Source organism: Haemophilus haemolyticus (genome assembly GCF_003352385.1).
Taxonomy (GTDB): Bacteria; Pseudomonadota; Gammaproteobacteria; order Enterobacterales; family Pasteurellaceae; genus Haemophilus; species Haemophilus haemolyticus_I.
On sequence record NZ_CP031243.1, the window covers coordinates 1,726,267 to 1,749,652 of the forward strand.

General features: G+C 38.0%; 28 protein-coding genes and 2 tRNA genes. 7 read left to right on the forward strand and 23 right to left on the reverse strand.

Annotated features, from left to right (window positions below; all coding sequences use genetic code 11):
* Positions 1 to 2 precede the first annotated feature (2 nt).
* Both DV428_RS08370 and DV428_RS08375 read right to left on the reverse strand, forming a co-directional pair.
* On the reverse strand, positions 3 to 923 hold the full coding sequence (locus DV428_RS08370; protein ID WP_114909384.1) for an ATP-binding cassette domain-containing protein: 921 nt from the start codon (positions 921 to 923) through the stop codon (positions 3 to 5).
* The gene (locus DV428_RS08375) at positions 923 to 1,804 is read right to left on the reverse strand and encodes a metal ABC transporter substrate-binding protein (protein WP_114909385.1); all 882 of its coding nucleotides are present in this window, start codon (positions 1,802 to 1,804) and stop codon (positions 923 to 925) included. Before DV428_RS08375 ends, DV428_RS08370 begins: the two co-directional genes overlap by 1 nt.
* Before the next feature lie 356 nt (positions 1,805 to 2,160).
* Here DV428_RS08375 and DV428_RS08380 point away from each other — a divergent pair, with 356 nt between their 5' ends.
* Complete coding sequence (locus DV428_RS08380; protein WP_114909386.1) at positions 2,161 to 2,628, forward strand: hypothetical protein; 468 nt, start codon at positions 2,161 to 2,163, stop codon at positions 2,626 to 2,628.
* An 83-nt stretch (positions 2,629 to 2,711) separates the two neighbouring features.
* On the opposite strand, the gene DV428_RS08385 is transcribed toward DV428_RS08380, so the two are convergent.
* Positions 2,712 to 3,590, reverse strand: coding sequence for a D-alanyl-D-alanine carboxypeptidase family protein (locus DV428_RS08385; RefSeq protein ID WP_114909387.1), 879 nt, complete (start codon positions 3,588 to 3,590; stop codon positions 2,712 to 2,714).
* 245 nt (positions 3,591 to 3,835) lie between these two features.
* Here DV428_RS08385 and rlmN point away from each other — a divergent pair, with 245 nt between their 5' ends.
* From rlmN to DV428_RS08415, 6 genes are all read left to right on the forward strand, one after another.
* The gene (gene rlmN, locus DV428_RS08390; protein WP_162790804.1) at positions 3,836 to 4,987 is read left to right on the forward strand and encodes a dual-specificity RNA methyltransferase RlmN; all 1,152 of its coding nucleotides are present in this window, start codon (positions 3,836 to 3,838) and stop codon (positions 4,985 to 4,987) included.
* 100 nt (positions 4,988 to 5,087) lie between these two features.
* Entirely contained in the window at positions 5,088 to 5,630 is a 543-nt protein-coding gene (pilW, locus tag DV428_RS08395; protein WP_114909389.1) for a type IV pilus biogenesis/stability protein PilW, read from the forward strand.
* 70 nt (positions 5,631 to 5,700) lie between these two features.
* Complete coding sequence (locus DV428_RS08400) at positions 5,701 to 6,612, forward strand: RodZ domain-containing protein (protein ID WP_114909390.1); 912 nt, start codon at positions 5,701 to 5,703, stop codon at positions 6,610 to 6,612.
* An 11-nt stretch (positions 6,613 to 6,623) separates the two neighbouring features.
* On the forward strand, positions 6,624 to 7,730 hold the full coding sequence (gene ispG / locus DV428_RS08405; RefSeq protein WP_114909391.1) for a flavodoxin-dependent (E)-4-hydroxy-3-methylbut-2-enyl-diphosphate synthase: 1,107 nt from the start codon (positions 6,624 to 6,626) through the stop codon (positions 7,728 to 7,730).
* A 9-nt stretch (positions 7,731 to 7,739) separates the two neighbouring features.
* Complete coding sequence (hisS, locus tag DV428_RS08410; RefSeq protein ID WP_114909392.1) at positions 7,740 to 9,011, forward strand: histidine--tRNA ligase; 1,272 nt, start codon at positions 7,740 to 7,742, stop codon at positions 9,009 to 9,011.
* 17 nt (positions 9,012 to 9,028) lie between these two features.
* On the forward strand, positions 9,029 to 9,643 hold the full coding sequence (locus tag DV428_RS08415) for a YfgM family protein (protein WP_114909393.1): 615 nt from the start codon (positions 9,029 to 9,031) through the stop codon (positions 9,641 to 9,643).
* Positions 9,644 to 9,693: 50 nt separating this feature from the next.
* Here DV428_RS08415 and iscX read toward each other — a convergent pair whose 3' ends face one another.
* The 20 genes from iscX to cydB form a co-directional block, all read right to left on the reverse strand.
* Positions 9,694 to 9,888 (reverse strand): Fe-S cluster assembly protein IscX, encoded by a 195-nt coding sequence (iscX, locus tag DV428_RS08420; protein ID WP_114909394.1) that lies wholly within the window; start codon positions 9,886 to 9,888, stop codon positions 9,694 to 9,696.
* Positions 9,888 to 10,229 (reverse strand): ISC system 2Fe-2S type ferredoxin, encoded by a 342-nt coding sequence (fdx, locus tag DV428_RS08425; protein WP_005629440.1) that lies wholly within the window; start codon positions 10,227 to 10,229, stop codon positions 9,888 to 9,890. Before fdx ends, iscX begins: the two co-directional genes overlap by 1 nt.
* A 40-nt stretch (positions 10,230 to 10,269) precedes the next feature.
* The gene (hscA, locus tag DV428_RS08430; RefSeq protein WP_114909395.1) at positions 10,270 to 12,129 is read right to left on the reverse strand and encodes a Fe-S protein assembly chaperone HscA; all 1,860 of its coding nucleotides are present in this window, start codon (positions 12,127 to 12,129) and stop codon (positions 10,270 to 10,272) included.
* Between the two features lie 18 nt (positions 12,130 to 12,147).
* Positions 12,148 to 12,834, reverse strand: a complete 687-nt coding sequence (locus tag DV428_RS08435) for a DUF2625 domain-containing protein (protein ID WP_114909396.1) — start codon at positions 12,832 to 12,834, stop codon at positions 12,148 to 12,150.
* 30 nt (positions 12,835 to 12,864) lie between these two features.
* Positions 12,865 to 13,386, reverse strand: a complete 522-nt coding sequence (gene hscB, locus DV428_RS08440) for a Fe-S protein assembly co-chaperone HscB (RefSeq protein ID WP_114909397.1) — start codon at positions 13,384 to 13,386, stop codon at positions 12,865 to 12,867.
* Between the two features lie 12 nt (positions 13,387 to 13,398).
* Positions 13,399 to 13,722 carry an iron-sulfur cluster assembly protein IscA gene (gene iscA, locus DV428_RS08445; RefSeq protein WP_005626961.1) on the reverse strand — a complete coding sequence of 108 codons (324 nt, stop codon included), beginning with the start codon at positions 13,720 to 13,722 and terminating at the stop codon, positions 13,399 to 13,401.
* Positions 13,723 to 13,775: 53 nt separating this feature from the next.
* Positions 13,776 to 14,159, reverse strand: coding sequence for a Fe-S cluster assembly scaffold IscU (gene iscU / locus DV428_RS08450; protein ID WP_005626962.1), 384 nt, complete (start codon positions 14,157 to 14,159; stop codon positions 13,776 to 13,778).
* 57 nt (positions 14,160 to 14,216) lie between these two features.
* On the reverse strand, positions 14,217 to 15,431 hold the full coding sequence (locus DV428_RS08455; protein ID WP_005634106.1) for an IscS subfamily cysteine desulfurase: 1,215 nt from the start codon (positions 15,429 to 15,431) through the stop codon (positions 14,217 to 14,219).
* A 70-nt stretch (positions 15,432 to 15,501) separates the two neighbouring features.
* On the reverse strand, positions 15,502 to 15,957 hold the full coding sequence (gene iscR / locus DV428_RS08460) for a Fe-S cluster assembly transcriptional regulator IscR (RefSeq protein WP_005630093.1): 456 nt from the start codon (positions 15,955 to 15,957) through the stop codon (positions 15,502 to 15,504).
* Between the two features lie 56 nt (positions 15,958 to 16,013).
* Positions 16,014 to 16,733 (reverse strand): tRNA (cytosine(32)/uridine(32)-2'-O)-methyltransferase TrmJ, encoded by a 720-nt coding sequence (gene trmJ / locus DV428_RS08465; RefSeq protein ID WP_114909398.1) that lies wholly within the window; start codon positions 16,731 to 16,733, stop codon positions 16,014 to 16,016.
* Positions 16,734 to 16,849: 116 nt separating this feature from the next.
* A tRNA-Lys gene (locus DV428_RS08470) sits at positions 16,850 to 16,925 on the reverse strand.
* A gap of 23 nt (positions 16,926 to 16,948) precedes the next feature.
* Positions 16,949 to 17,024: transfer RNA gene (locus tag DV428_RS08475), tRNA-Lys, on the reverse strand.
* Positions 17,025 to 17,176: 152 nt separating this feature from the next.
* Positions 17,177 to 17,638, reverse strand: coding sequence for a peptidoglycan-associated lipoprotein Pal (gene pal, locus DV428_RS08480; RefSeq protein ID WP_005626966.1), 462 nt, complete (start codon positions 17,636 to 17,638; stop codon positions 17,177 to 17,179).
* 25 nt (positions 17,639 to 17,663) lie between these two features.
* Positions 17,664 to 18,947 carry a Tol-Pal system beta propeller repeat protein TolB gene (gene tolB, locus DV428_RS08485; protein ID WP_114909399.1) on the reverse strand — a complete coding sequence of 428 codons (1,284 nt, stop codon included), beginning with the start codon at positions 18,945 to 18,947 and terminating at the stop codon, positions 17,664 to 17,666.
* Between the two features lie 41 nt (positions 18,948 to 18,988).
* Entirely contained in the window at positions 18,989 to 20,146 is a 1,158-nt protein-coding gene (gene tolA, locus DV428_RS08490) for a cell envelope integrity protein TolA (RefSeq protein ID WP_114909400.1), read from the reverse strand.
* Positions 20,147 to 20,160: 14 nt separating this feature from the next.
* Positions 20,161 to 20,580: a colicin uptake protein TolR gene (gene tolR / locus DV428_RS08495; RefSeq protein WP_005634116.1), complete on the reverse strand. Its 420-nt coding sequence runs from the start codon at positions 20,578 to 20,580 to the stop codon at positions 20,161 to 20,163.
* A gap of 64 nt (positions 20,581 to 20,644) precedes the next feature.
* The gene (tolQ, locus tag DV428_RS08500; RefSeq protein ID WP_005626973.1) at positions 20,645 to 21,331 is read right to left on the reverse strand and encodes a protein TolQ; all 687 of its coding nucleotides are present in this window, start codon (positions 21,329 to 21,331) and stop codon (positions 20,645 to 20,647) included.
* A 17-nt stretch (positions 21,332 to 21,348) separates the two neighbouring features.
* Complete coding sequence (ybgC, locus tag DV428_RS08505; RefSeq protein WP_114909401.1) at positions 21,349 to 21,759, reverse strand: tol-pal system-associated acyl-CoA thioesterase; 411 nt, start codon at positions 21,757 to 21,759, stop codon at positions 21,349 to 21,351.
* Positions 21,760 to 21,837: 78 nt separating this feature from the next.
* Positions 21,838 to 22,131 (reverse strand): cyd operon protein YbgE, encoded by a 294-nt coding sequence (gene ybgE, locus DV428_RS08510; protein WP_114909402.1) that lies wholly within the window; start codon positions 22,129 to 22,131, stop codon positions 21,838 to 21,840.
* A 110-nt stretch (positions 22,132 to 22,241) separates the two neighbouring features.
* A complete protein-coding gene (gene cydB, locus DV428_RS08515; RefSeq protein ID WP_114909403.1) occupies positions 22,242 to 23,378 on the reverse strand; it encodes a cytochrome d ubiquinol oxidase subunit II in 1,137 nt (378 codons plus the stop codon).
* Positions 23,379 to 23,386 lie beyond the last annotated feature (8 nt).

Here is a 23,386-nt window from a genome sequence, read left to right on the forward strand (position 1 = left end):
ACCTAATCCCTCTTATTTTTGACCGCACTTTTACAAGGACAGTCTTCAAAATGGCAATCCTGTGTTGTTGGTGCAGGAGGATCTTGCTTAGTTTCGCCATAGAATACAACGGCTTTTTCATCATCCGTTAAGACGGTAACCGCACGTTTATCTTCATCGTTATGTAAATCCTCACCCAACAATTTAATATGGCGTAATACCCCACCAAACACAATTTCCAAATTATGTTGGTTAAAGGTATCTTCCGTTTTCCCTGCGGCAATCACCGTACGATTAATCATCACCACTTGATCACAAAAATCAGGAACAGACCCTAAGTTATGAGTTGAGACAAGAATAAGATGACCTTCTTCTCGAAGCTGTTGAAGAAGATCAACAATGGCATTTTCAGTTTTCACATCAACGCCAGTGAAAGGTTCATCCAATAAAATAATTGGACTTTGTTGTGCTAAAGCGCGGGCCAAAAACACGCGTTTTTTCTGCCCGCCAGATAACTCACCAATTTGACGATGCGCGAGATGCTCAATGTTCACTCGCTGCATCGCCTCTTGAACTTTTTGTTTATCAATCGCTTTGGGGATACGAAGGAAATTCATATACCCATAACGCCCCATCATCACGACATCATACACTGACACCGGAAATTGCCAGTCTACTTCTTCAGATTGTGGAACATAAGCAACCAAATTACGTTTCAGTGCTTGGGAAATTGGCAGATCACAAAGTTTGATTTCACCTTGTTGTGGCTTCACAAGCCCCATTATGCTTTTAAATAACGTGGATTTACCACTGCCATTCACACCCACTAATGCACAAATAGTTCCACTGTTTAATGAGAACGTCATATTGTGAATAGCTGTGTGGCCATTGTTGTAACGAACAGTTACATCATTAACCCAAATTGATGTCGAGAAAGAGTCCATTATTTTCCGAATCCTTTAACAATGGTTGATACAGTGACGTTAAGCAAATCAATATAAGTTGGCACAGGGCCTTTTTTCGCAGAAAGTGAATCAACGTACAACACGCCACCGTATTTTGCGCCACTTTCTTTCGCTACTTGTTGTGCTGGTTTTGGTGAAATTGTACTTTCACTAAACACAACAGGAATATTGTTTTTACGAACTAAATCAATCACTTTACGCACTTGTTGTGGTGTGCCTTGTTGTTCAGCATTAATTGGCCATAAATAACCTTCTTTTAAGTTGTAATCTTTCGCCAAATAACTGAAAGCACCTTCACTTGTCACAAGCCAGCGCTGTTCTTCTGGAATTTGTGCTAATTTTGCACGAAGCGGCTCATCAAGTTGTTTAATTTTTTGAGCATAGTCAGCGGCATTTTTTTCATACACAGCTGCATTTTGTGGATCGTATTTCACCAATGCATTTTTAATATTTTCAATATAAATTAATGCATTAGATGGCGACATCCACGCATGTGGGTTAGGCGCATCTTTATACGGACCTTCATAAATAGACAATGGTTGAATACCTTCAGTCACCACCACGGCTGGTTTATCTTTAATATTTTGGAAGAAACGTTCAAACCAACGTTCCAAATTTAAACCATTCCATAAAATTAAATCAGCAGATTGCGCTTTTACAATGTCTTTTGGCGTTGGTTCATATTCATGAATTTCAGCACCAGGTTTGGTGATAGATTCCACTGTAGCAGCATTACCCGCCACATTTTGTGCGATATCTTGAATCACGGTAAAGGTAGTGACGACTTTGAATTTTGCATTAGCCTGCATTGCAAACAAACCAAGTGCAAGTGCGGTCATAATTTTTAATGAATTTCGCATAAGATGTCCTTATAAAAAAGTATTAGATTGGATGCCTGAATAATCGCTCAACAGCTCAACAATTATTCATCATAGGTAATAGTACTACTTTTATTACGCATTTCAAATGAAAATAATTATCAAAAATTAAAATTATTGTGGTTTTGAAAGCATAACAAAAAGTGAGATAGATTTTCCCTATGTTTTTAAGTGTTATATCATCGTGATAATCTAAGTTTTCAAAAACTTTTATCCTTATTTATTGATTTAATTACTGATACAAAAGTACAAATATTTTTCTATCACTAGAATGACTTTTTCTAAAATTAAGTCTAGAATGCAACGGCTGTTATAAATTCATCTTTTGAGGATAATACATGAAAAAAGCATTTTGGTTAGTATTAAGTTCAGCAATAGTCTTAACTGCCTGTGATGATAAGCCTAAAATGACAGAGCAAACTAAAACAACTGAACAAACTAAAATATCGGTAGAGCAACCTGCTCAACAACCAATATCGATAAACTACAAACAGATCGCACTAGAAAAATCCCAAAAAGCGATTGACACTGCTAAAGTTGCTCAAGATAAATCAATTCAAGCCAATGAAGCTGTAAAAGTAGCAATGCAAAAACAGCAAGAGGCACAGACTGTGTTAAGTCAAGGTGGTGAAGAGGCTGAAAAACTTTCTAAACAAAAAATGGACGAATCTAATGCTGCTGCAGAGTTAGCCCTGAAATTGTCTGAAGAATCAAAAGCAGCTTCAGCACTTTCAATCCAACTTTCTAAAGAGGCTGAAGAAGCTGCAAATAAGGCTAATCAACAAGCCCAATCTTCCGAAAAATAGGGCAAGTTTCATTCTTCTAGCCACTATTTAATTAAATGCGAGATAAACAAACTATTATCTCGCATTTTTTATGTTTATGAACATTATTTTGATAATTTCTGAATTAGCGTATTAAAGCCCACTTCATCATATCCATCTTCATATTGAGCTTCTCCAGCTACATCATGAATGGTTCGTCCATTCAATGCAGTACAACCGTATTTTTCTAATTTATTTTTAGTAAAGCTAGAACGATATGCAGAAGAAGAATTATTGAGACTAATTACACCGATGGTGGAACTTTTACATGGGTGTTTATTGATGAAAACGAGATTATAACCAGATTCTCGAATATAGCCTGTCTTATTGACTACAGCATCAAAAATTTCATCACGCACTAATTTATTTGTATTTTTCATTAATACGCTATGTCTTCCTGCTTGAATATTCGTAGCACTGATATTCGATAACTGTCGAATTTCAGGCTTATTTAAAGAATGCTTAGCAAGCTTAACTAAATCCATAGGACTAGAGATATTGCTACTCGATAAACCAGAACTATCATGAAAACGAGTAGAATACATGCCTAATTGGCGAGCTTTTTCATTCATTTTATTAATGAATTGTATTCTGCTCATTCCTGCAGCACGAGAAAGCGCATGAGCCGCATAGTTATCAGAATGCACAAGCATCGCCTTTAATAATTCTCTGCAAGCCATCGGAACATTCATCGGTAATTTGGTGCTTGTACCTTTAATGTAATCACGATCGTCACTGGTTATCGCAATGGTGCAATTAGGATTTGTATTATTCTCTAGAAAAACGTTCGCCGTCATTAATTTCGTTACAGAAGCAATAGGCTGAACGCTATCAGGCGCATGGCTTTCCAACACTCGATTATGCGTAAAATCATACACAACATAAGACTGTGCCACCACAAAAGAAGGACACAAAGATAAAATAAATAAAGCTTTTTTAAACATTATTGGTCACCTTAGAAAATAGGCTTACATTTTACCGCACTTTTTACGCTGTAATTGGAAATATTTGCGATCTAGATCGCAAAAAAGTGCGGTGATATTTTCTATCGTTTTTCAATTCTGCTAGATTATGCGGTGACAAATCTGTACAATCGCCGTTCATTTTTTAATTGCGAATTTTTCGTTGTGAGTTTTTGATAAAACACCTGCACAACGCTATCGCCACAATGTGTAATAACGAGGCTAAAATGTCAGAATTATTGTCTGTGCAATCAGATGCACCAGCTAAAAAAATTAATCTAATGGATTTAACGCGCCAACAAATGCGCGAATTTTTTAAAGAACTCGGTGAAAAACCATTCCGTGCAGATCAGTTAGTTAAATGGATTTATCATTTTGGCGAAGATAACTTCGACAATATGACAAACATTAATAAAAAATTACGAGAAAAACTTAAAGCTGTTGCAGAAATTAAAGCCCCAGAAGTTGCCGTTGAACAGCGTTCAACCGATGGCACAATAAAATGGGCAATGCAAGTGGGTGAACAACAAGTTGAAACTGTGTATATTCCCGAAGCAGATCGCGCGACGCTTTGTGTATCTTCCCAAGTTGGCTGTGCCTTAGCTTGTACATTCTGTTCAACAGCACAACAAGGATTTAATCGCAATTTAACGGTTTCAGAAATTATCGGCCAAGTTTGGAGAGCCTCTAAAATTATTGGCAACTTTGGGGTGACAGGCATTAGACCAATTACCAATGTGGTAATGATGGGAATGGGCGAACCCTTGTTAAATGTCGCTAACGTTGTTCCCGCAATGGAAATTATGTTAGATGATTTTGCCTATGGTTTATCAAAACGTCGTGTAACGTTATCGACTTCTGGCGTTGTGCCGGCACTAGATAATTTGAGCAAAATGATCGATGTGGCTTTGGCTATTTCATTACATGCGCCAAACGATGAATTACGTGATGAAATTGTGCCAATCAACAAAAAATATAATATCAAAATGTTGATTGACTCGGTAAATCGTTATTTAAGCGTATCAAATGCGAATCACGGCAAAGTGACAATTGAATATGTCATGCTCGATCATGTAAATGATGGCGTAGAACATGCTCATCAACTTGCAGAAGTATTAAAAAATACGCCTTGTAAAATTAATTTAATTCCGTGGAATCCGTTCCCAGAAGCACCTTATGCAAAAAGCTCGAATACGCGTATTGACCGCTTCCAAAAAACCTTGATGGAATATGGCTTTACCGTAATTATTCGTAAAACTCGAGGAGATGACATTGATGCAGCTTGCGGGCAGTTAGCTGGAGATGTTATCGATCGTACTAAACGTACGGCAATGAAACGCCAATTTGGACAAAATATTGGGGTGACAGAAGTTAATTAATATTCTAGGCATGTGAATTAATCAAGTTCACATGCCCTATGTTTTCATACAAATTAAAGCATATTAAATATTTCTTCCTGCCCTGTTAAAAGGAGAAAAAATGCAAACAATAAGTAAACAACTCAGTGCGGTTATTTTCCCTTTCATTTTTTCTGCTTGCGTTTCCCAATCAACTATTCAAGATTTCAATCAACAATCAGCAGCGAAAGCGCGCGTAGAACTCGCACTCGGTTACCTTCAACAAAATAATCCTCAACTCGCTAAAATCAACTTAGATAAAGCACTTCAACACGATAACGATTACTATCTCGTGCATTCAGCACTTGCGCATTATTATCAACAACAAGGTGAAATCGAGAACGCACATCGTGAATATGAAATAGCTTTAAAACTCAATAATCAACAGGGAGACTTGCATAATAATTTTGGTACATTTTTATGTCGTCAAAAACAATTTGAACAAGCTCAGCAGCAATTTCAACTCGCACTAAATTCCCCTAATTATTATCATCAAGCAGATACATTTGAAAATATGGCTCTTTGTGCTTATTCGGCTCAAAAAATGGATATTTATCAACAAGCATTACAAAAATTGCGACAAACTGATAGTAAACGAGCGGAAAAATTTAATACCTTCAAATAAAGCATTGCCAAATCAAGCGTTGGACTTTAAAATTTAGCCTTTATTTATCGCATATTATTTGATTGAATTTATGAATCCAACAACTGAGCAAGAACTTTCACCAGGTGAGATTTTTCGCCAAGCACGTGAAAACTTGAATCTTTCTCTTGAAGACGTCGCCAAAGAAATTGCGCTGCGTCCTTCCATATTACAACAACTTGAAAACAACGAATTTATTCAAAAATCTACCCCTACAATCTTTGTAAAAGGTTATGTGCGTAGCTATGCCAAGTTCTTACGCTTACCTGATTCTGTATGGGAAAATATTACATTTGCAGAAAATGATAAAAACGATCTGAGTAAAAATGCTCGTTCAACTCGTGAAGTCAATCAATATTCATCGCATTCTCGTTGGGTCGGGCGTTTATCTATCATTGTACTTATTTTAGTCCTTGGCATGACTGGACTTTGGTGGTGGCAAAGTTATCAGCAAAATAACCAAGATCGTGATGACTTAGTACAAAGCTATGTTGCTTCTACCGAAAACAATCAGCCAGCCACAGCTCTTGTGACGACAGAAGAAAGTAATAAAACTGCACCAGAAACAACAGCAGCTGTCTCACAACCAGTAGAAATAACAAATAATGTGTTACCAGACATAGCACAAGAAAATGCCGTTCCACAAACAAAAAACGATGAAAAATCAGTTTCAGACACTCAAAGTGCGGTAGAAAATCCATCAATTTCTCAAGCATCTCCTACTGTAAAAGGAGACTTGATTGTAGAAATCTTAAATAATACGAGCTGGCTCAGCGTAAAAGATAAAAATCGCCGAGTATTAGCACAAAAAGAGTACAAAAAAGGTGAAGTATTAACTTTTAATGGAGATGAGTTTTCATTAATTGTTGGCGCACCAAGTAATGTGCGTATCACCTATAAAGGTGAAAATTATCCATTAAAAGTGGATGGCCGCATTGCAAAATTCAAACTTTCACAACCTTAATAAGGAAAAAGATGTCAGCTTTTCAACCAAGCATTAAGCGTCGTGAATCGACAAAAATTTATGTAGGAAATGTACCAGTTGGTGGTGATGCGCCAATTGCCGTGCAATCTATGACAAATACTCGTACCACTGATGTGGAAGCGACAGTTGCTCAAATTAAATCATTAGAACGTGTTGGTGCAGATATCATTCGTGTATCTGTTCCAACAATGGATGCTGCAGAAGCATTTAAACAAATTAAACAGCAAGTGAATGTCCCTCTCGTAGCAGATATTCATTTCGACTATCGTATTGCACTAAAAGTCGCAGAATATGGAGTGGATTGTTTACGTATCAATCCAGGCAATATTGGTCGTGAAGATCGCATCCGTGCCGTTGTTGATTGTGCTCGTGACAAAAATATTCCGATTCGTATCGGCGTAAACGCAGGCTCTTTAGAAAAAGATCTGCAAGAAAAATACGGCGAGCCAACACCAGAGGCATTATTAGAATCAGCATTACGTCATGTAGAAATTCTAGATCGTCTTAACTTCGATCAATTTAAAGTGAGTGTAAAAGCCTCTGATGTATTCCTAGCGGTAGAAGCTTATCGTTTACTTGCCAAATCTATCAAGCAGCCATTACATTTAGGTATTACTGAGGCGGGTGGCGCACGTGCAGGTGCGGTTAAATCTGCAATAGGTTTAGGTATGTTACTTGCCGAAGGTATTGGTGACACATTACGTGTATCATTGGCCGCGGATCCCGTAGAGGAAATTAAAGTAGGTTTTGATATTCTTAAATCTTTACGAATTCGCTCTCGTGGCATTAATTTTATTGCGTGCCCAACCTGTTCTCGCCAAGAGTTTGATGTAATTGGTACAGTAAATGCATTAGAACAACGCCTTGAAGATATTATTACACCAATGGATGTATCAATTATCGGTTGTGTAGTAAATGGTCCAGGCGAAGCACTCGTATCTGATCTAGGGGTAACCGGTGGTAACAAAAAAAGCGGTTATTATCTTAATGGCGAACGTCAAAAAGAACGCTTCGATAACGAAGATATTGTTAACCAATTAGAAGCAAAAATTCGTGCAAAAGTCGCACAACAAGATCCAAAAAACAGAATTATTTAAGGAAAGCTCGTGGCTAAAACTATTCAAGCAATTCGCGGAATGAACGATTGCTCCCCTACTGAATCTCCATTATGGCAATGGATTGAAGCGCAAGTACGCCAGATATTAAACAATTACGGTTATTCCGAAGTGCGTATGCCAGTTGTAGAAAGCACACCATTATTTGCTCGTGCAATCGGTGAAGTAACAGATGTTGTTTCAAAAGAAATGTACACATTTTGGGATAACGATGAACAATTAACCTTACGCCCTGAAGGCACTGCAGGTTGCGTGCGTGCTGCCATTGAACACGGTTGGATCTATAACAATGAACAACGCTTATGGTATATGGGGCCAATGTTCCGTCATGAACGTCCGCAAAAAGGTCGTTACCGTCAATTCCATCAAGCAGGTGTTGAGGTATTCGGTATTGCGAATCCAGAAATCGATGCTGAATTAATCATGCTTACCTACCGTTTATGGAAAGCATTAGGTATTGATCAACATGTCACACTTCAACTTAACTCAATTGGTTCTTTAGAAGCACGCGCAAATTATCGTTCTGCTTTGGTTGGATTCTTAGAAAACCATCAAGATTTAATGAGCGATGAAGAAAAAGACCGTTTAGTAAAAAATCCGCTTCGTATTTTGGACACAAAAAATCCAGAATTACAAAAAGTATTAGATAACGCGCCAAAATTACTTGATTATCTAGATGACGAAAGCCGTGAGCATTTTGAACAATTATGTTCATTATTAGATGCAGTGGGTATTCAATATGAAATTAATCCTAAACTCGTGCGTGGTTTAGATTATTACAACAAAACTGTATTTGAATGGGTAACCTCAGCTCTTGGTGCACAAGGTACGGTATGTGGCGGCGGTCGTTATGACGGTTTAGTGGAACAACTTGGTGGACACGCAACACCAAGCATCGGATTTGCGATGGGGTTAGAACGTTTAGTCTTGTTGGTACAAGAAGTGAACCCAAATATTCCGGTGAAAAGTGCGGTGGATATTTATGTTGTTTATCAAGGTGAAGGCGCAACATTAGCCGCTTTTGAATTATCGGAAAAAGTACGCTCAGAATTACCGCACTTAAATACTATGTTGCACTGCTCTGGCGGTAATTTCAAAAAACAATTTAAACGTGCAGATAAATCTGGTGCAACATTGGCATTAGTTATCGGCGAAAGCGAAGTACAAAATAAACAAGTCGTTGTCAAACACTTACAAGGTGGTGCAGATCAGCAAACCTTAGATTTAGTGAATGTAATCGACTATATTCAAACTCAATTTTAATTTAAAAGGGGAAAAACATGGCTTATTCCATTGAAGAAGAACAAGAGATTAACCAGTTGAAAGACTGGTGGAAAGAAAATGGCAAAACAATTATTGTCGCTTTTATCTTAGGGGTTGGTGGTATGTTTGGATGGCGTTATTGGCAAGCCCACCAAGCAGAACAAATCGCTCAAGCTTCTGCTCAGTATGATGCGTTAATCTATTCCGCACAACAAGATGAACAAGCTAAAAAAGCAAATATAGAACAATTTGTGCAAGCTAACAGCAAAACGGCATACGCTGTCTTTGCTTTGTTAGATGAAGCGAAAAAAGCGACTGAAAAACAAGATTTTGCAGCAGCAGAAGCAAACTTAAATCAAGCATTAACCCAATCTCAAGATGAAGTATTAACATCTATTATTGCATTACGTCTCAGTGCAGTACAATTTCAATTGGGTCAATTAGACAATGCTTTAACCACCTTAAACCAAGTGAAAGGCGAAAGCTTTAATGCTCGTAAAGCGATTTTAACTGGCAACATCCAAGTCGCGAAAGGAGATAAAGTTGAGGCTAAAAACAGCTTTGAACAAGCACAACAAAGTGGTAGCCAATTAGAACAACAAATGGCAAAAATGAAATTAAACAATCTTTAAAAAATAATACCCGCATCAAAGTGCGGGTATTTTTTCAATCAAATTTCTGATTATTCAAATTCATCTAACCATTTTAATAAAATAGCCTCAAGAATTGATTCATTTGATTTATTAGGATTGTCATCAAAATCCTCAAGTTCACAAATCCATTTATGTAAATCAGTAAAACGAACTGTTTTTGGATCTAAATCTGGATTACGATCGTAAAGTTCTTCTGCAATTAATTGTGCATCAGTCCATTTCATTAGTGAGCCGCCTCATTGGCATGGTTAATGTTATATTTAGGAATTTCTACTACAAGATCTTCGTCTCCCACTACACATTGGCAAGATAAACGACTATCCATTTCTAATCCCCAAGCTTTATCCAGCATATCTTCTTCTTGGTCACTCGTTTCATTTAGAGAGTCAAAACCTTCACGGATAATGACATGGCAGGTTGTACAAGCACAGGAGCCATCACAAGCATGATGGATTTCTACTCCAGCATTGTGAGCAACTTCTAATAAATTATCACCTGCAGCGGCATCAACAACCATACCTTCGGGACAAAATTCTTCATTAGGTAAAAAAATCACTTTTGGCATAACACTTTCCTCAAAATTATTTAATAATCTGACCGCACTTTTACGGTTTTTCAATATCTGACAAATTTTTGCCAGTCAAAGCTTTATTAATCGATGCATTCATTCGACGTGCTGCAAATTCTTGGGTAGCAATATCCAAGGCTTTAATTCCTTGCGCGATTGCATCACGATCTGAACCTTGTTTTACATCCATTAATTGTTTTAACACACTTTCAATATGATGAAATTCTTCTGTGCTCAGCAATTCAGCTCCATCAGCTTGTAACGCAACAATCACGCTTTCAATTACACGCTCCGCTTCTACTCGTTGCTCAGCTAATTCGCGAGCTTGTAAATCCTCTTGCGCATTATCAAAAGAAGATTTAATCATTTCTGTCACTTCTTCATCTGTTAAACCATAGGACGGTTTAATTTGAATTGATGCCTGCACTTTCGTCGATTTTTCCATTGCAGTCACACTTAATAAACCATCTGCATCGACTTGATAAGTCACTCGAATATGAGCTGCACCAGCAGCCATTGCTGGAATACCTCGTAGAGTAAAACGCCCTAAAGAGCGACAATCATCTACCAGCTCACGTTCACCTTGTACGACGTGAACGGTCATTGCTGTTTGGCCATCTTTGAAAGTAGTAAACTCTTGTGCACGAGCCACAGGAATTGTTGTGTTACGTGGAATAATTTTTTCCACTAATCCCCCCATGGTCTCTATGCCTAAAGAAAGCGGCACGACATCGAGCAACAACATATCAGAGTCAGTTTTATTACCGACTAAAATATCCGCTTGAATTGCGGCACCAAGTGCTACAACTTTATCTGGATCAATGGAAGTGAGTGGTGTTTTACCAAAAAACTCTCCAACTTGCTCTCGTACGTATGGCACTCGAGTTGAACCACCAACCATCACCACAGCTTGCACTTCTTCAGATTCAACGTTGGCATCTTTCAAAGCTCGGCGACAAGTTAACAATGAACGTTTTACCAGCGAATGAATCAACGCATTAAATTGTTCTCGTGAAATTTCTACTGAAAAATTCTGCCAAGAAATCACCGCACTTTTATCAGTACTTAAAGCAATTTTGGCTTTACTTGCAAGGGTTATCAGTTCGCGCTGTTGATTTGGGGTTTGTGGTTTTAGTTGGGTTTGTTCAACGACCCAATCTGCAATTAAATGATCAAAATCATCACCACCTAGCGCAGTATCGCCCCCTGTTGCCAGAACTTCAAATACACCTTTTGATAAGCGTAAAATTGAAATATCAAATGTACCGCCACCTAAATCATAAACTGCAATAATGCCTTCCTGTCCGCAATCCAATCCATACGCGACTGCGGCAGCAGTGGGTTCATTCAATAAACGTAATACATTTAGCCCAGCTAAACGCGCAGCATCCTTCGTACTTTGACGTTGAGCATCATCGAAATAAGCAGGAACCGTAATCACAACCCCCGAAAGCTCGCCACCAAGGCGTTGTTCTGCAATATGATTTAAATGCGATAAAATATCTGAGGATACTTCAATTGGACTTTTTGGCCCCTGTGCCGTAACAATTAAAGGTAATCCATTTTCGCTCGCCACAAATTCATAAGGCAAACTAGGATAACGAGACTGAACATCAGCAAGGCTACGACCAATTAGGCGTTTTACCGAAATTATCGTATTTTTTGGATCAAGTGAGGCTTGTTCAAAGGCTTCTAAACCAACTTTCTTCTCTTCAACGTCATAATGAACGACCGATGGAACAAGACTACGCTCTTGTTCATCATTAAGAATCATGGATTGCCCACTGCGCACGGATGCAACCAAAGAATTGGTTGTTCCCAAATCAATCCCAACGGCTAAACGATGTTGATGCGGTGCAACGGCTTGTCCTGGTTCTGCAATTTGTAATAATGCCATATACTATTTTTCTACTGGTTATGCGACGGAATACGCCAAATCAAATTTATTTTTTTCTGCAAAGCTTGCTTGGTAATGTGTTTCAATATTGACTTCGTGTTTTTGACGTTCATCAATCGCTATTTTTCTCTCTTCGCTTAAGTCAGGCGAGAATATAAAAATTTGATTACCATCCAATTGTTTTACATCATCTTGCCAATTTTGCCAAAATAGACCTTGATAAAAAGCCTCTAAATCACCATTCAATGCCCAAGCTAAAAATTCTGTATAAGTAAAATTTAAATTATGCCAAGTGAGATCTTTTGGTGAAAAGTAATAAATTTTGCCAAGGTTATCGCCTAACGAACCACCATTTAATGCAAAGTAACCGCCTATCACATCATCTGCAACCAATAAATATTTTGGTTTTTCACCAGACTCACTAAAAGACTTACTAAAATTCCAATCCATCAATCCACGCGGTAATTTAAAACTTCCTGAACCTAAAATACGCAACCAACCATGATGAATTAAAATTCCACCTGTTTCATAAATCACTGCCCCCATTGGTGATGATGTTGGCATTTGCATGGTAAAAAGTTCACGTTCTGCACTTGATTGATCTTTTTTAATGACATAACAATGATTACGTGCACTTTCAATCCATTGGGAAAGTATAGGCCAAGCAGAATTTTCTGGAGAGATTAGTTGTTCGAGAGTTTGCATAATATCAAGGGATATTGAGATATAGATCTATTACAGTTCAACAAGGCGTTCTTCTACACGTTCAATTTCTTCAGAAAGCTTACGAGTAAAACGTAATTTATCACACTGTTGAGATGCTTTCGTCCATTGTTGGGATTTCAGACTCTCCGAAAGTGCGGTTAATAATGACTGAGTTTCTTGTTTAATTTCTTTTGCAAAAGCGTTTAATGCTTCTTCATCTTTCTGATGTTCAAGTTCTTCTAATTGTTCTCGCCACTGTAACTGTTGCATTAAAAACGCCACATCTTGCGTACTTTTTTGTTCAAGATCTATCTGTTCACCAGTATTAAGCGCAATGATAGCTTCTGCTCGCAAAATTGGGTCTTTTAACGTTTTTAAGGCATCATTCACTTCGGTAGATTTTTGCATCGCAACGCGTTGTTCTAACGCACTGCTTGATACAAAATTATCTGGATGCAGCGCCTTTTGTAATTCTAAATAACGTATATTTAGCGCCTTCTCATCTAACTGAAAATCAACGGGTAAATCAAAAATTTGAAAAGGATTTAACATTAGATTATTACCTTAAACATGGAAACTTTCGCCACAGCCACAAGATTCTTTTACATTTGGATTATTGTATTTAAAGCCTTCATTCAAGCCTTCTTTCACATAATCCAATTCAATACCATTGAGATAAACTAAGCTTTTTGGATCAACAATAATATTCACACCGTGCTGTTCAAAAACTTGATCTTCTTCATTTAAGACATCAACAAACTCAAGCACATAAGCTAAGCCAGAACAGCCTGATGTTTTCACACCTAAACGTAGACCAATACCTTTACCACGATTATCCAAAAAAGCTTTCACTCGTTGAGCGGCTTTTTCTGTTAATGTAATACTCATATATCCCCCAAAACCACTAAAAGTGCGGTCAAAACCGACCGCACTTTTTCATATTATTCGCCTTTTTTGGATTTATAATCAGCAATTGCCGCTTTAATTGCATCTTCTGCTAAAATAGAACAGTGTACTTTCACTGGTGGCAATTCTAACTCTTCTGCAATTTGGCTATTTTTGATAGCGCCTGCTTCTTCTAAGGATTTACCTTTCACCCACTCGGTAATTAATGAGCTAGATGCAATAGCAGAACCACAACCATAAGTCTTGAATTTTGCATCTTCAATAATGCCGTTATCATTTACTTTAATTTGTAACTGCATTACATCTCCACAAGCTGGCGCCCCCACCATGCCAGTACCAACATTGCTATCTTTTTTATCCATAGAACCCACATTGCGCGGATTTTCATAATGATCGATTACTTTTTCGCTATAAGCCATTTTAACTTTCCTTTTTTAAATCCTTGAGAAACGCCATTTAATAATAGCAGTTAAATCCTAGTGAGCTGACCACTCAATCGTACTAAGGTCAATACCTTCTTTAAACATATCCCATAATGGCGATAATGCACGAAGTTTTTCTACCGCACCTTTTACTAAATTAATAGTGTAATCAATTTCTTCTTCAGTGGTGTAACGGCCAAGTGTAAAACGAATTGAACTGTGTGCCAATTCATCATTTAAACCAAGTGCGCGTAACACATAAGATGGCTCTAAGCTAGCTGATGTACAAGCAGAACCAGAAGATACAGCAATATCACGCAATGCCATCATTAAAGATTCACCTTCAACATAGTTAAAGCTAATATTTAAATTACTATCTAAACGGTGCTCCATTGAGCCATTTACGTAGGTTTCTTCAATATCTTTTAAGCCATTATATAAACGATCACGAAGAGCTTTTAAACGTGGCATTTCTGATGCCATTTCTTCTTTTGCAATTCGATAAGCCTCGCCCATTCCCACGATTTGGTGGACAGGCAATGTACCTGAACGCATTCCGCGCTCATGACCGCCGCCATGAATAATCGCTTCTAAACGAATACGTGGTTTACGACGAACGTATAACGCACCAATACCTTTAGGCCCATAAAGTTTATGGCTAGACATAGATAATAAATCAACTGGCAGCTCTTCCAAGTTAATCGCAACTTTGCCCACACTTTGAGTTGCATCCACGTGGAAAATCGTTTTATTTGCACGACAAAGCTCACCAATAGCTTTAATATCTTGCAACACGCCAATTTCATTATTGGCATGCATAATTGAAACTAAAATAGTATCGGGACGAAGTGCGGCTTTAAATTTCTCTAAATCAATTAAACCATCAGACTCGGGTGATAAATAAGTCACTTCAAAACCTTCACGTTCTAATTGACGACAAGTATCTAATACGGCTTTATGCTCAGTTTTGCAAGTGATGATATGCTTACCTTTAGTTTGGTAAAAATGCGCAGCACCTTTAATTGCAAGGTTATCTGATTCTGTCGCACCAGAAGTAAACACAATTTCACGAGAATCAGCACCAATAAGATCCGCAATTTGATTACGAGCCACATCAACCGCTTCTTCTGCTTGCCAACCAAATTTATGCGAGCGAGAAGCTGGGTTACCGAATGTACCGTCAATGGTTAAAAATTCCATCATTTTTTTCGCAACACGCTCGTCCACAGGACAAGTTGCTGCATAATCTAAATAAATAGGTAATTTCATTTTTCACTCCTAAATCATTCTAAATTTGACCGCACTTTAATGCATTTTGCACTGTACGGACTACTTTCCTTTATTGATTAACAATTAATAAATTCTCAAAATCGCTATGAGTTTGGCGTTTTGACTCACGTTTACTCACCAATTCAGCCAAAGTAATTTCATTGAGAAAACTTTCAATGCGATTACTCAGATCTTCCCACAATGTATGAGTTAAACATTCTACGCCATTTTGACAATTTCCACGACCAAGACATTTTGTCACATGAATATTTTCATTTACCGCTGAAATAATCATTCCCACTGAAATTTGATCACTTGGTAAACCTAGCTGATACCCACCACCAGGTCCACGAACACTTTTTACTAATCCATCACGACGTAATTTAGCAAAAAGTTGTTCTAAATAAGATAACGAAATATGTTGACGTTCAGAAATATCTGCAAGGCTCACAGGACCTTTTTCTGCATTTAAAGCGATATCTAAAACCGCAGTGACTGCATAACGACCTTTCGATGTAAGTTTCATAAAGTGTTCCTAAAAAGTGATGTTGCAATATTTACATATCCTACTAAATCAGTCAATTAATCTAAATCAAGATCAATCCGTTTTTCGACCGCACTTAGCATGCCATTTAAAATATTTAATTCATTTTTTTCAAGTTGAGCGCGATAATATAAACGCTTTAATTTTTGCATAACACCTTGATTTTGAATGAATCCGAGTGATTGATATACACGTTCCGTGTGCTCAAAAAAATAAGCGAGTTGTTCTGCTGTTGGATAGTTTTGTTCTATTAAAGAAAGTGAATTTTCCTTCTTATCTTTAGCTAAAAATGCCATGCGCAATTCATAGCTTACCAACTGTACCGCCATTGCCAAATTTAAAGAAGAATAATCAGGATTAGCTGGGATATTCAAATGGTAATGACATTTCAACAATTCTTCATTCGTTAATCCAATGCGTTCACGACCAAACACAATAGCTATCTTGCCTTCATGCGCTACAACTTTCTCCGCGCATTCTCGAGGCTCGATCAAGGTACTTTGCAAATGACGTAAACGAGCACTTGTTCCAATCACTAAAGAGCAATCATTGACAGCTTCATCAAAACTATCGACAACTCTAGCATTTTTTACAATATCTTCTGCGCCAGCTGAAAGAGCATAAGATTGTTCATCAACGGATTTTGGTGAAACAAGACAAAGCTGGGTCAATCCCATTGTTTTCATTGCTCTAGCAGCAGAACCAATATTACCGCTATGCGAAGTCTCAATTAAAACAATACGAATATTTTCCAACATAATGATGTCCGACTAAAATTTAAGGATATTCTACCACAATAACCGCTAAAAATAGTCAAGAATTTAAGCAAATTAAAGAAATTTAAAATATTAGAGATGAATAATAAAAATAAAAATGGTGGGTTGTGAGAGGCTCGAACTCTCGACCGACGGATTAAGAGTCCGCTGCTCTACCAACTGAGCTAACAACCCAACTGGACAACTAAATCAGAGAGTGGTGGGTCGTGAAGGATTCGAACCTTCGACCAACGGATTAAAAGTCCGCTGCTCTACCGACTGAGCTAACGACCCACTGTGTTGATGAATTAATGATAGCGCATTTATTTTAGAATCAAAAGAATAAATTCATTCTTTCAAACTAATTGATTAAATTACAAACGATGAAAACAAAACAGGATCCAATAAAATGGATCCTGTTTTTCAAGTATTAGAAATACTAAGAATTAGTATGCTAACACTGCACGACGGTTTTTAGAATATGCAGCTTCATCGTGACCTAATACTGCAGGTTTTTCTTCACCGTAAGATACTGTGCCTAATTTACCAGCATCAACACCTTTACCAGCTAAATAACCTTTAACTGCATCTGCACGACGTTGACCTAACGCGATGTTGTATTCTGGTGTACCGCGTTCGTCAGTGTTACCTTCTACTAATACTTTAGCAGCTGGAGTTGCATTTAAATATGCTGCGTGTGCATCTAAGATTTGAACGTATTCACCTTCGATGTTGTATTTGTCAAAACCGAAATATACGGTGTTGTAACGTTGTTGAAGATCAGAAACAGAGTAACCGCCAAAAGTTTGGCCTGCACCATTGCCTGCAGCATCGTTGTTAGATGAACTACAAGCAGCTAATGCAGCTACAGAACCTGCAACTAATAATGATTTAACAAATTTGTTCATTAGATTTCTCCTCAATGAGTTTTATTTATTTAGTTAAGTATGGCGACCAAGCAGGAAATTTCACTTGGCCATTACTTCCTGGAAGGCTCGCTTTGAAGCGACCATCTGCAGAAACTAATTGTAGCACCTTTCCTAAGCCTTGTGTAGAGCTATAAATAATCATAATTCCATTTGGTGAAAGACTTGGACTTTCGCCTAAGAAAGACGTACTAAGTACTTCTGATGCACCAGATGTGAGATCTTGTTTAACAACATTATTGTTTCCATTAATCATCACAAGGGTTTTGCCATCAGCGCTAATTTGTGCACTACCGCGACCACCAACCGGTGTTGCACCACCACCGTTTGCACTCATACGATAAACTTGTGGTGAACCACTTCTATCGGATGTAAATAAAATTGAGCTACCGTCCGGAGACCAAGATGGTTCTGTATTATTACCTGCACCACGAGTTAATTGAGCCGGAGCACCGCCGTGAGAACTCATCACGTAAATATTTAATGAGCCATCCTGTGAAGAGGCGAAGGCTAAACGTGAACCATCTGGAGAGAATGCAGGAGCACCATTATGTCCAGGGAAAGAAGCCACCACTTTGCGAGCACCAGAATTTAAATCTTGTACAACAAGTTGTGATTTTTTATTTTCAAAAGATACATACGCTAAACGTTGACCATCTGGAGACCAAGCTGGTGACATGATTGGTTGAGAGCTACGATTTACGATAAATTGATTATAGCCATCGTAGTCTGCAACACGCACTTCATAGGGTTGTGAACCGCCATTTTTTTGCACAACATAAGCGATACGAGTTCTAAAGGCACCACGGATCGCAGTTAATTTTTCAAACACTTCATCACTAACAGTATGAGCACCATAGCGTAACCATTTATTTGTCACTGTATAGCTATTTTGCATTAATACAGCCCCTGGCGTACCTGATGCACCAACGGTATCAATTAATTGATAAGTAATACTATAACCATTACCAGATGGAACAACTTGTCCGACCACAATTGCGTCAATGCCAATATTAGACCAAGCTTCAGGATTTACTTCAGCTGCTGAAGTTGGACGTTGGGGCATCTGAGACACCGCAATAGGATTAAATTTACCACTGTTACGTAAATCATCAGCAACAATTTTGCTAATATCTTCCGGTGCAGATCCGGCAAACGGCACAACAGCTATAGGACGTGCACCATCAACCCCTTCATCAATTACAATGCGAACTTCATCATCTGCGAATGCATAGCTTGCAACAGCAAGTACAATCGCTAATACGCTCACTAAACGTTTTAATAATTTCATTTTGTTACCTTTAAAATTTAACAATAAATTTTTCTAAAGAATTATCGAATATCAAAGTCAATAATTGGCGATTTATATTTCTCATAGATATCATCCGATGGAGCTGCTGGAACTTTTTTCGTTCTAGCCACCGCACTTAATGCTGCTGTACAAATATCATCAGGACCTGAAATTTTTTGATATCCCAAGATTGTTCCATCTCGACTCAATTGAATTTTAATACGACAAACTTTTCCTGCAAAACTTGGATCTTTTAAGAAACGACGTTGAATCTCTTTCTTAATCACTCCTGCGTATTGATCTCCTACTTTGCCACCATCGCCAGAACCAAGCGCTGCGCCGCTACCTTGAGTTCCACCTTTATTTGCATTTCCGCCTTTAGATGCACTACCGCCACCAATATCTCCGCCATTTAAGAAATCATCTAAACTGGCTTGGTCCGCTTTTCGTTTTGCTGCATTCGCTTTAGCTTTAGCATCTGCAGCAGCCTTAGCTTTCGACTCTGCCGCAGCTTTAGCTTCTGCATCAGCTTTTGCTTTAGCATCAGCAGCGGCTTTAGCTTTTGCATCAGCTTCTGCTTTCGCTTTAGCCTCAGCTTTTGCTTTAGCAGCGGCTTCAGCTTTTGCCTTGGCTTCTGCTTCTTGTTTTGCTTTTTGTGCTGCAAGTTCTGCCGCTTTAGCTTTAGCCTCCTCTTCAGCTTGTTTTGCTGCTGCAGCTAAACGTTTAGCCTCTGCATCTGCTTTTAATTTTGCAGCTTCAGCCGCCTGTTTAGCTTTAGCCTCTTCAACTTGCTTCTGTTTTTCCAACGCTTCTTGACGAGCTTGCTCTTGTTGTTTTTTTATTTCTTGCTGACGTTGCTGTTCTTGCTGACGTTTTAACTCTTCTTGTCGTTGAACTTCCTGTTGACGCTTAATCTCTTCTTGATTAGGTTGTGGCGGTTTTTCTTCAACAACGGGTTCTGGGCGTTTTTGTTTATCCGCTTTCCCTTTTTTCTGTTGTTGAATCCTACCCCATTCTTGCGCTGCAGAGCCAGTATCGACCATTACTGCCCCCATTGCATCACCATCACCTTCACCACCACCCATAATTTCAACTGTATGGTAGAAAGAGCTGACAATCAACAATCCAAACAAAACAAGGTGCATCACTATAGAAATAACAAATGCATTTGCGCCTTTTTTTTGTCGATTATTTTGCACGGTTACCTACTTAGTTAAATTGGGTTTGTCATTAAACCAACAGATTTAATTCCAGCAAGGTGGAGTAGATTAAGTGCTTTAATCACTTCTTCATAGGGAACTTCCTTAGCTCCACCTACTAAAAATAGTGTGTTATTATCTTTATCAAATTCTTGTCGAGATAACTGTGTCACCATTTCTTCCGTTAACCCTTCTTGACGTTCTCCGCCAATAGAAATCGCATATTGTCCAATTCCTGAAACTTCAAGAATTACCGGCACTTTATCTTCATTAGATACATTTTGACTTTGTACTGAATCCGGCAATTCCACTTGTACGCTTTGGCTAATAATTGGTGCTGTTGCCATAAAGATCAACACAAGCACTAACAATACATCCAAAAACGGGACAATATTAATTTCAGATTTAATATCTTTACGCTGACGACGAGCCATAATTCAAATCTCTCTTATTTTTCACCGCACTTAACGAAAGAGTGCGGTGTATTTTTTCTATATTTTAGTGTGGTGCTTTGCCGAAAGCTTGGCGATGTAAAATCGTCGTAAATTCATCAATAAAGTTACCGTAATTCTGTTCGATAGCATTCACGCGTAAACTTAAACGGTTATAAGCCATTACAGCTGGAATCGCAGCAAATAAACCGATTGCAGTAGCAATCAATGCCTCGGCGATACCAGGAGCAACCATTTGTAAAGTTGCTTGCTTGGCACCACTTAATGCCATAAAAGCGTGCATGATACCCCAAACAGTTCCGAATAAACCAATATAAGGGCTAACAGAAGCTACTGTAGCCAAAAATGGTACGCGGCTTTCAAGGCTTTCAACTTCACGATTCATTGTAAGATTCATTGCTCGCGTGGTTCCTTTAATAATCGCCTCAGGCGCATCAGGATTCACTTGTTTCAAGCGAGAAAACTCTTTGAAACCAACAAAGAAAATTTGCTCACTACCAGTTAAAATATCACGACGATTTGATAATCCTTCATATAGCTTATTCAAATCTTCACCAGACCAGAAACGGTCTTCAAAAGTATTCGCTTCTTTTAAAGCAGCCGTTAAAACTCGGCTACGTTGAATAATAATTGCCCAAGAAATAATTGAGAATGAAATCAAAATCACAATTACAAGTTGAACAACAATACTTGCTTTTAGAAAAAGATCTAAAAAATTCAATTCTGCAGTCATTGCATACTCCGAAAAGTTTATTTTAGGTTGTAAAACGCAGCTTTTACTTCTTTAGGAAGAGCCACGGGTTTCATATTGCCAAGATAAACACTGGCTACCTTGACTGTAGCCTTTGATAACATCACCGTATCACGCATAAGTCGTTGCTCAAAAAGGATTGTTGCACCTTTTATCTCTATGACATCTGTTTCTACCGTGAGTAAATCATCCAATTTTGCCGCAACGCAATAATCAATAGCGAGCGATTTGACAACAAACGCAAGTTGTTGTTCTTGTAATAAAGTTTGCTGCGTAAAATTTAACGCTCGCAAATATTCTGTTCTAGCCCGCTCAAAAAAATGCAAATAACGAGCATGATACACAACGCCACCAGCATCAGTATCTTCATAATATACTCGAACGGGAAGATGGAAGGTTTTTTCTGACATTATTAAGCTTTGCCCACCGCAATAGGTCGGATATTTTAGAACCTGTTTTTTAGATAAGCAATACGCCGAAGAAAAAAATCATCCTCGTAAATAAAAATGCTCTACAGCACTAATCAATATAATGATATAAGCGATATAAGGTAAGAAAATTAGTTTCCAAATTACGCTTTTAATTTCAAATCCGATTCCATGAATCCAAACCGTAATCAATCCCCAAAAGATCATCAAAATCCACCAAGGAGAATCATTTCGTAACAACGTTGAAAAATTATCAATATTAAGGAAAAATACGGCTGTTAGTCCTAGCGCTAAAATAAATGAAAGGGTTCGAAACGAACCCTTATTAATTAATTGATAGAGTGAATGAATCATATTACTCGTCAAATTTTCCTGCTTTTTCTTTGCCAATGGTTAATTTTGCACTGGCAAATATAGCTAATAACACACCCACTACCCAAATTACATATAACATATTAATCTCCTTAGTATAATGAGTGTTTATTTTCATCAATGAAATTCGCATCTAAGCGGCCAAACATCTTCGCATAAGACCAAATAGTATAAGCTAAAGAAATAGCCACAAAGATAAGTGCAAAAATCAACATTAACGTTAATGTTAATTCACTTGAAGTTGCATCCCACATTAACAAACTCTGTTCAGGGTGTGAGCTTGAAGGCATAACAAATGGGAACATAGATACTGCAGCAGTAATAATTACACCGGCCATTGTTAATGCAGAGAAAAAGAATGCGAAACCACAACGATTAGCTTTAGAAAATGCCGCATTTAATAGCGCAGCAACTACTGCTAATGCAGGGAAAATCCAAAGAATTGGCATTTCATTGAAATTTCTAAACCATGCACCAGTTTCGACAGCAACTTCTTTATTCATTGGAGAAGATGGAGCGTAATGATCCACTACACTCGTTACTACATAACCCTCTTTAAAGTATAACCATGCTCCAGCTAATACAAACGCAATTAAAGTGACAATCGCACCGATTTGGCTCACTGAGCGAGCGCGATCACGCAATTCTTCGGTTGTTTTCATTTGTAACCAGTTCGCACCGTGAGTTACAAGCATTGATAAGCTAATAACACCACACAATAATGCAAATGGATTTAATAATTCAAAGAATGAACCGGTATAAGTTACTTGAGTCAATTCGTTGAAATGGAATGGAACACCTTGTAATAAATTACCAAAAGCCACACCAAATACTAATGCTGGAACAAAACCACCTGCGAATAGTCCCCAATCCCAAACAGAACGCCAAGTCGGGTTATCAATTTTTGCACGATATTCAAAACCCAATGGGCGTAAGAATAACGCAGCTAAAACCAATACTAAAGCGATGTAGAAACCTGAGAATGAAACTGCATATACAATTGGCCATGCCGCAAATACTGCGCCGCCTGCAGTTAACAACCAAACTTGGTTACCATCCCAATGTGGGGCAATAGAGTTGATCATAATACGGCGTTCCACTTCTTTTTTACCTGTTACAGGTAAAAGTGCAGTCACGCCCATATCAAATCCATCAGTTACAGAGAAACCGATCAATAATACAACGACTAACACCCACCAAATAAAACGTAGAAATTCATAATCAATCATAATTCATC

Bases quoted from the DNA above. Each gene is read 5' to 3' on its own strand.
- tolR (WP_005634116.1), bottom strand. From the start codon at position 20,580: ATGGCTCGTCGTCAGCGTAAAGATATTAAATCTGAAATTAATATTGTC.
- rlmN (WP_162790804.1), top strand. From the start codon at position 3,836: ATGTCAGAATTATTGTCTGTGCAATCAGATGCACCAGCTAAAAAAATT.
- iscR (WP_005630093.1), bottom strand. From the start codon at position 15,957: ATGAAACTTACATCGAAAGGTCGTTATGCAGTCACTGCGGTTTTAGAT.
- DV428_RS08400 (WP_114909390.1), top strand. From the start codon at position 5,701: ATGAATCCAACAACTGAGCAAGAACTTTCACCAGGTGAGATTTTTCGC.
- DV428_RS08370 (WP_114909384.1), bottom strand. From the start codon at position 923: ATGGACTCTTTCTCGACATCAATTTGGGTTAATGATGTAACTGTTCGT.
- DV428_RS08455 (WP_005634106.1), bottom strand. From the start codon at position 15,431: ATGAAATTACCTATTTATTTAGATTATGCAGCAACTTGTCCTGTGGAC.
- ybgC (WP_114909401.1), bottom strand. From the start codon at position 21,759: ATGTCAGAAAAAACCTTCCATCTTCCCGTTCGAGTATATTATGAAGAT.
- iscU (WP_005626962.1), bottom strand. From the start codon at position 14,159: ATGGCTTATAGCGAAAAAGTAATCGATCATTATGAAAATCCGCGCAAT.
- hscA (WP_114909395.1), bottom strand. From the start codon at position 12,129: ATGGCATTATTACAAATTGCAGAACCAGGACAAGCCGTTGCACCGCAT.
- tolQ (WP_005626973.1), bottom strand. From the start codon at position 21,331: ATGACTGCAGAATTGAATTTTTTAGATCTTTTTCTAAAAGCAAGTATT.
- trmJ (WP_114909398.1), bottom strand. From the start codon at position 16,733: ATGTTGGAAAATATTCGTATTGTTTTAATTGAGACTTCGCATAGCGGT.
- DV428_RS08375 (WP_114909385.1), bottom strand. From the start codon at position 1,804: ATGCGAAATTCATTAAAAATTATGACCGCACTTGCACTTGGTTTGTTT.
- tolB (WP_114909399.1), bottom strand. From the start codon at position 18,947: ATGAAATTATTAAAACGTTTAGTGAGCGTATTAGCGATTGTACTTGCT.
- hscB (WP_114909397.1), bottom strand. From the start codon at position 13,386: ATGTTAAATCCTTTTCAAATTTTTGATTTACCCGTTGATTTTCAGTTA.
- iscX (WP_114909394.1), bottom strand. From the start codon at position 9,888: ATGAAATGGACTGATGCACAATTAATTGCAGAAGAACTTTACGATCGT.
- iscA (WP_005626961.1), bottom strand. From the start codon at position 13,722: ATGAGTATTACATTAACAGAAAAAGCCGCTCAACGAGTGAAAGCTTTT.
- fdx (WP_005629440.1), bottom strand. From the start codon at position 10,229: ATGCCAAAAGTGATTTTTTTACCTAATGAAGAATTTTGTCCCGAAGGT.
- DV428_RS08415 (WP_114909393.1), top strand. From the start codon at position 9,029: ATGGCTTATTCCATTGAAGAAGAACAAGAGATTAACCAGTTGAAAGAC.
- pilW (WP_114909389.1), top strand. From the start codon at position 5,088: ATGCAAACAATAAGTAAACAACTCAGTGCGGTTATTTTCCCTTTCATT.
- ispG (WP_114909391.1), top strand. From the start codon at position 6,624: ATGTCAGCTTTTCAACCAAGCATTAAGCGTCGTGAATCGACAAAAATT.
- pal (WP_005626966.1), bottom strand. From the start codon at position 17,638: ATGAACAAATTTGTTAAATCATTATTAGTTGCAGGTTCTGTAGCTGCA.
- DV428_RS08385 (WP_114909387.1), bottom strand. From the start codon at position 3,590: ATGTTTAAAAAAGCTTTATTTATTTTATCTTTGTGTCCTTCTTTTGTG.
- ybgE (WP_114909402.1), bottom strand. From the start codon at position 22,131: ATGATTCATTCACTCTATCAATTAATTAATAAGGGTTCGTTTCGAACC.
- DV428_RS08380 (WP_114909386.1), top strand. From the start codon at position 2,161: ATGAAAAAAGCATTTTGGTTAGTATTAAGTTCAGCAATAGTCTTAACT.
- DV428_RS08435 (WP_114909396.1), bottom strand. From the start codon at position 12,834: ATGCAAACTCTCGAACAACTAATCTCTCCAGAAAATTCTGCTTGGCCT.
- cydB (WP_114909403.1), bottom strand. From the start codon at position 23,378: ATGATTGATTATGAATTTCTACGTTTTATTTGGTGGGTGTTAGTCGTT.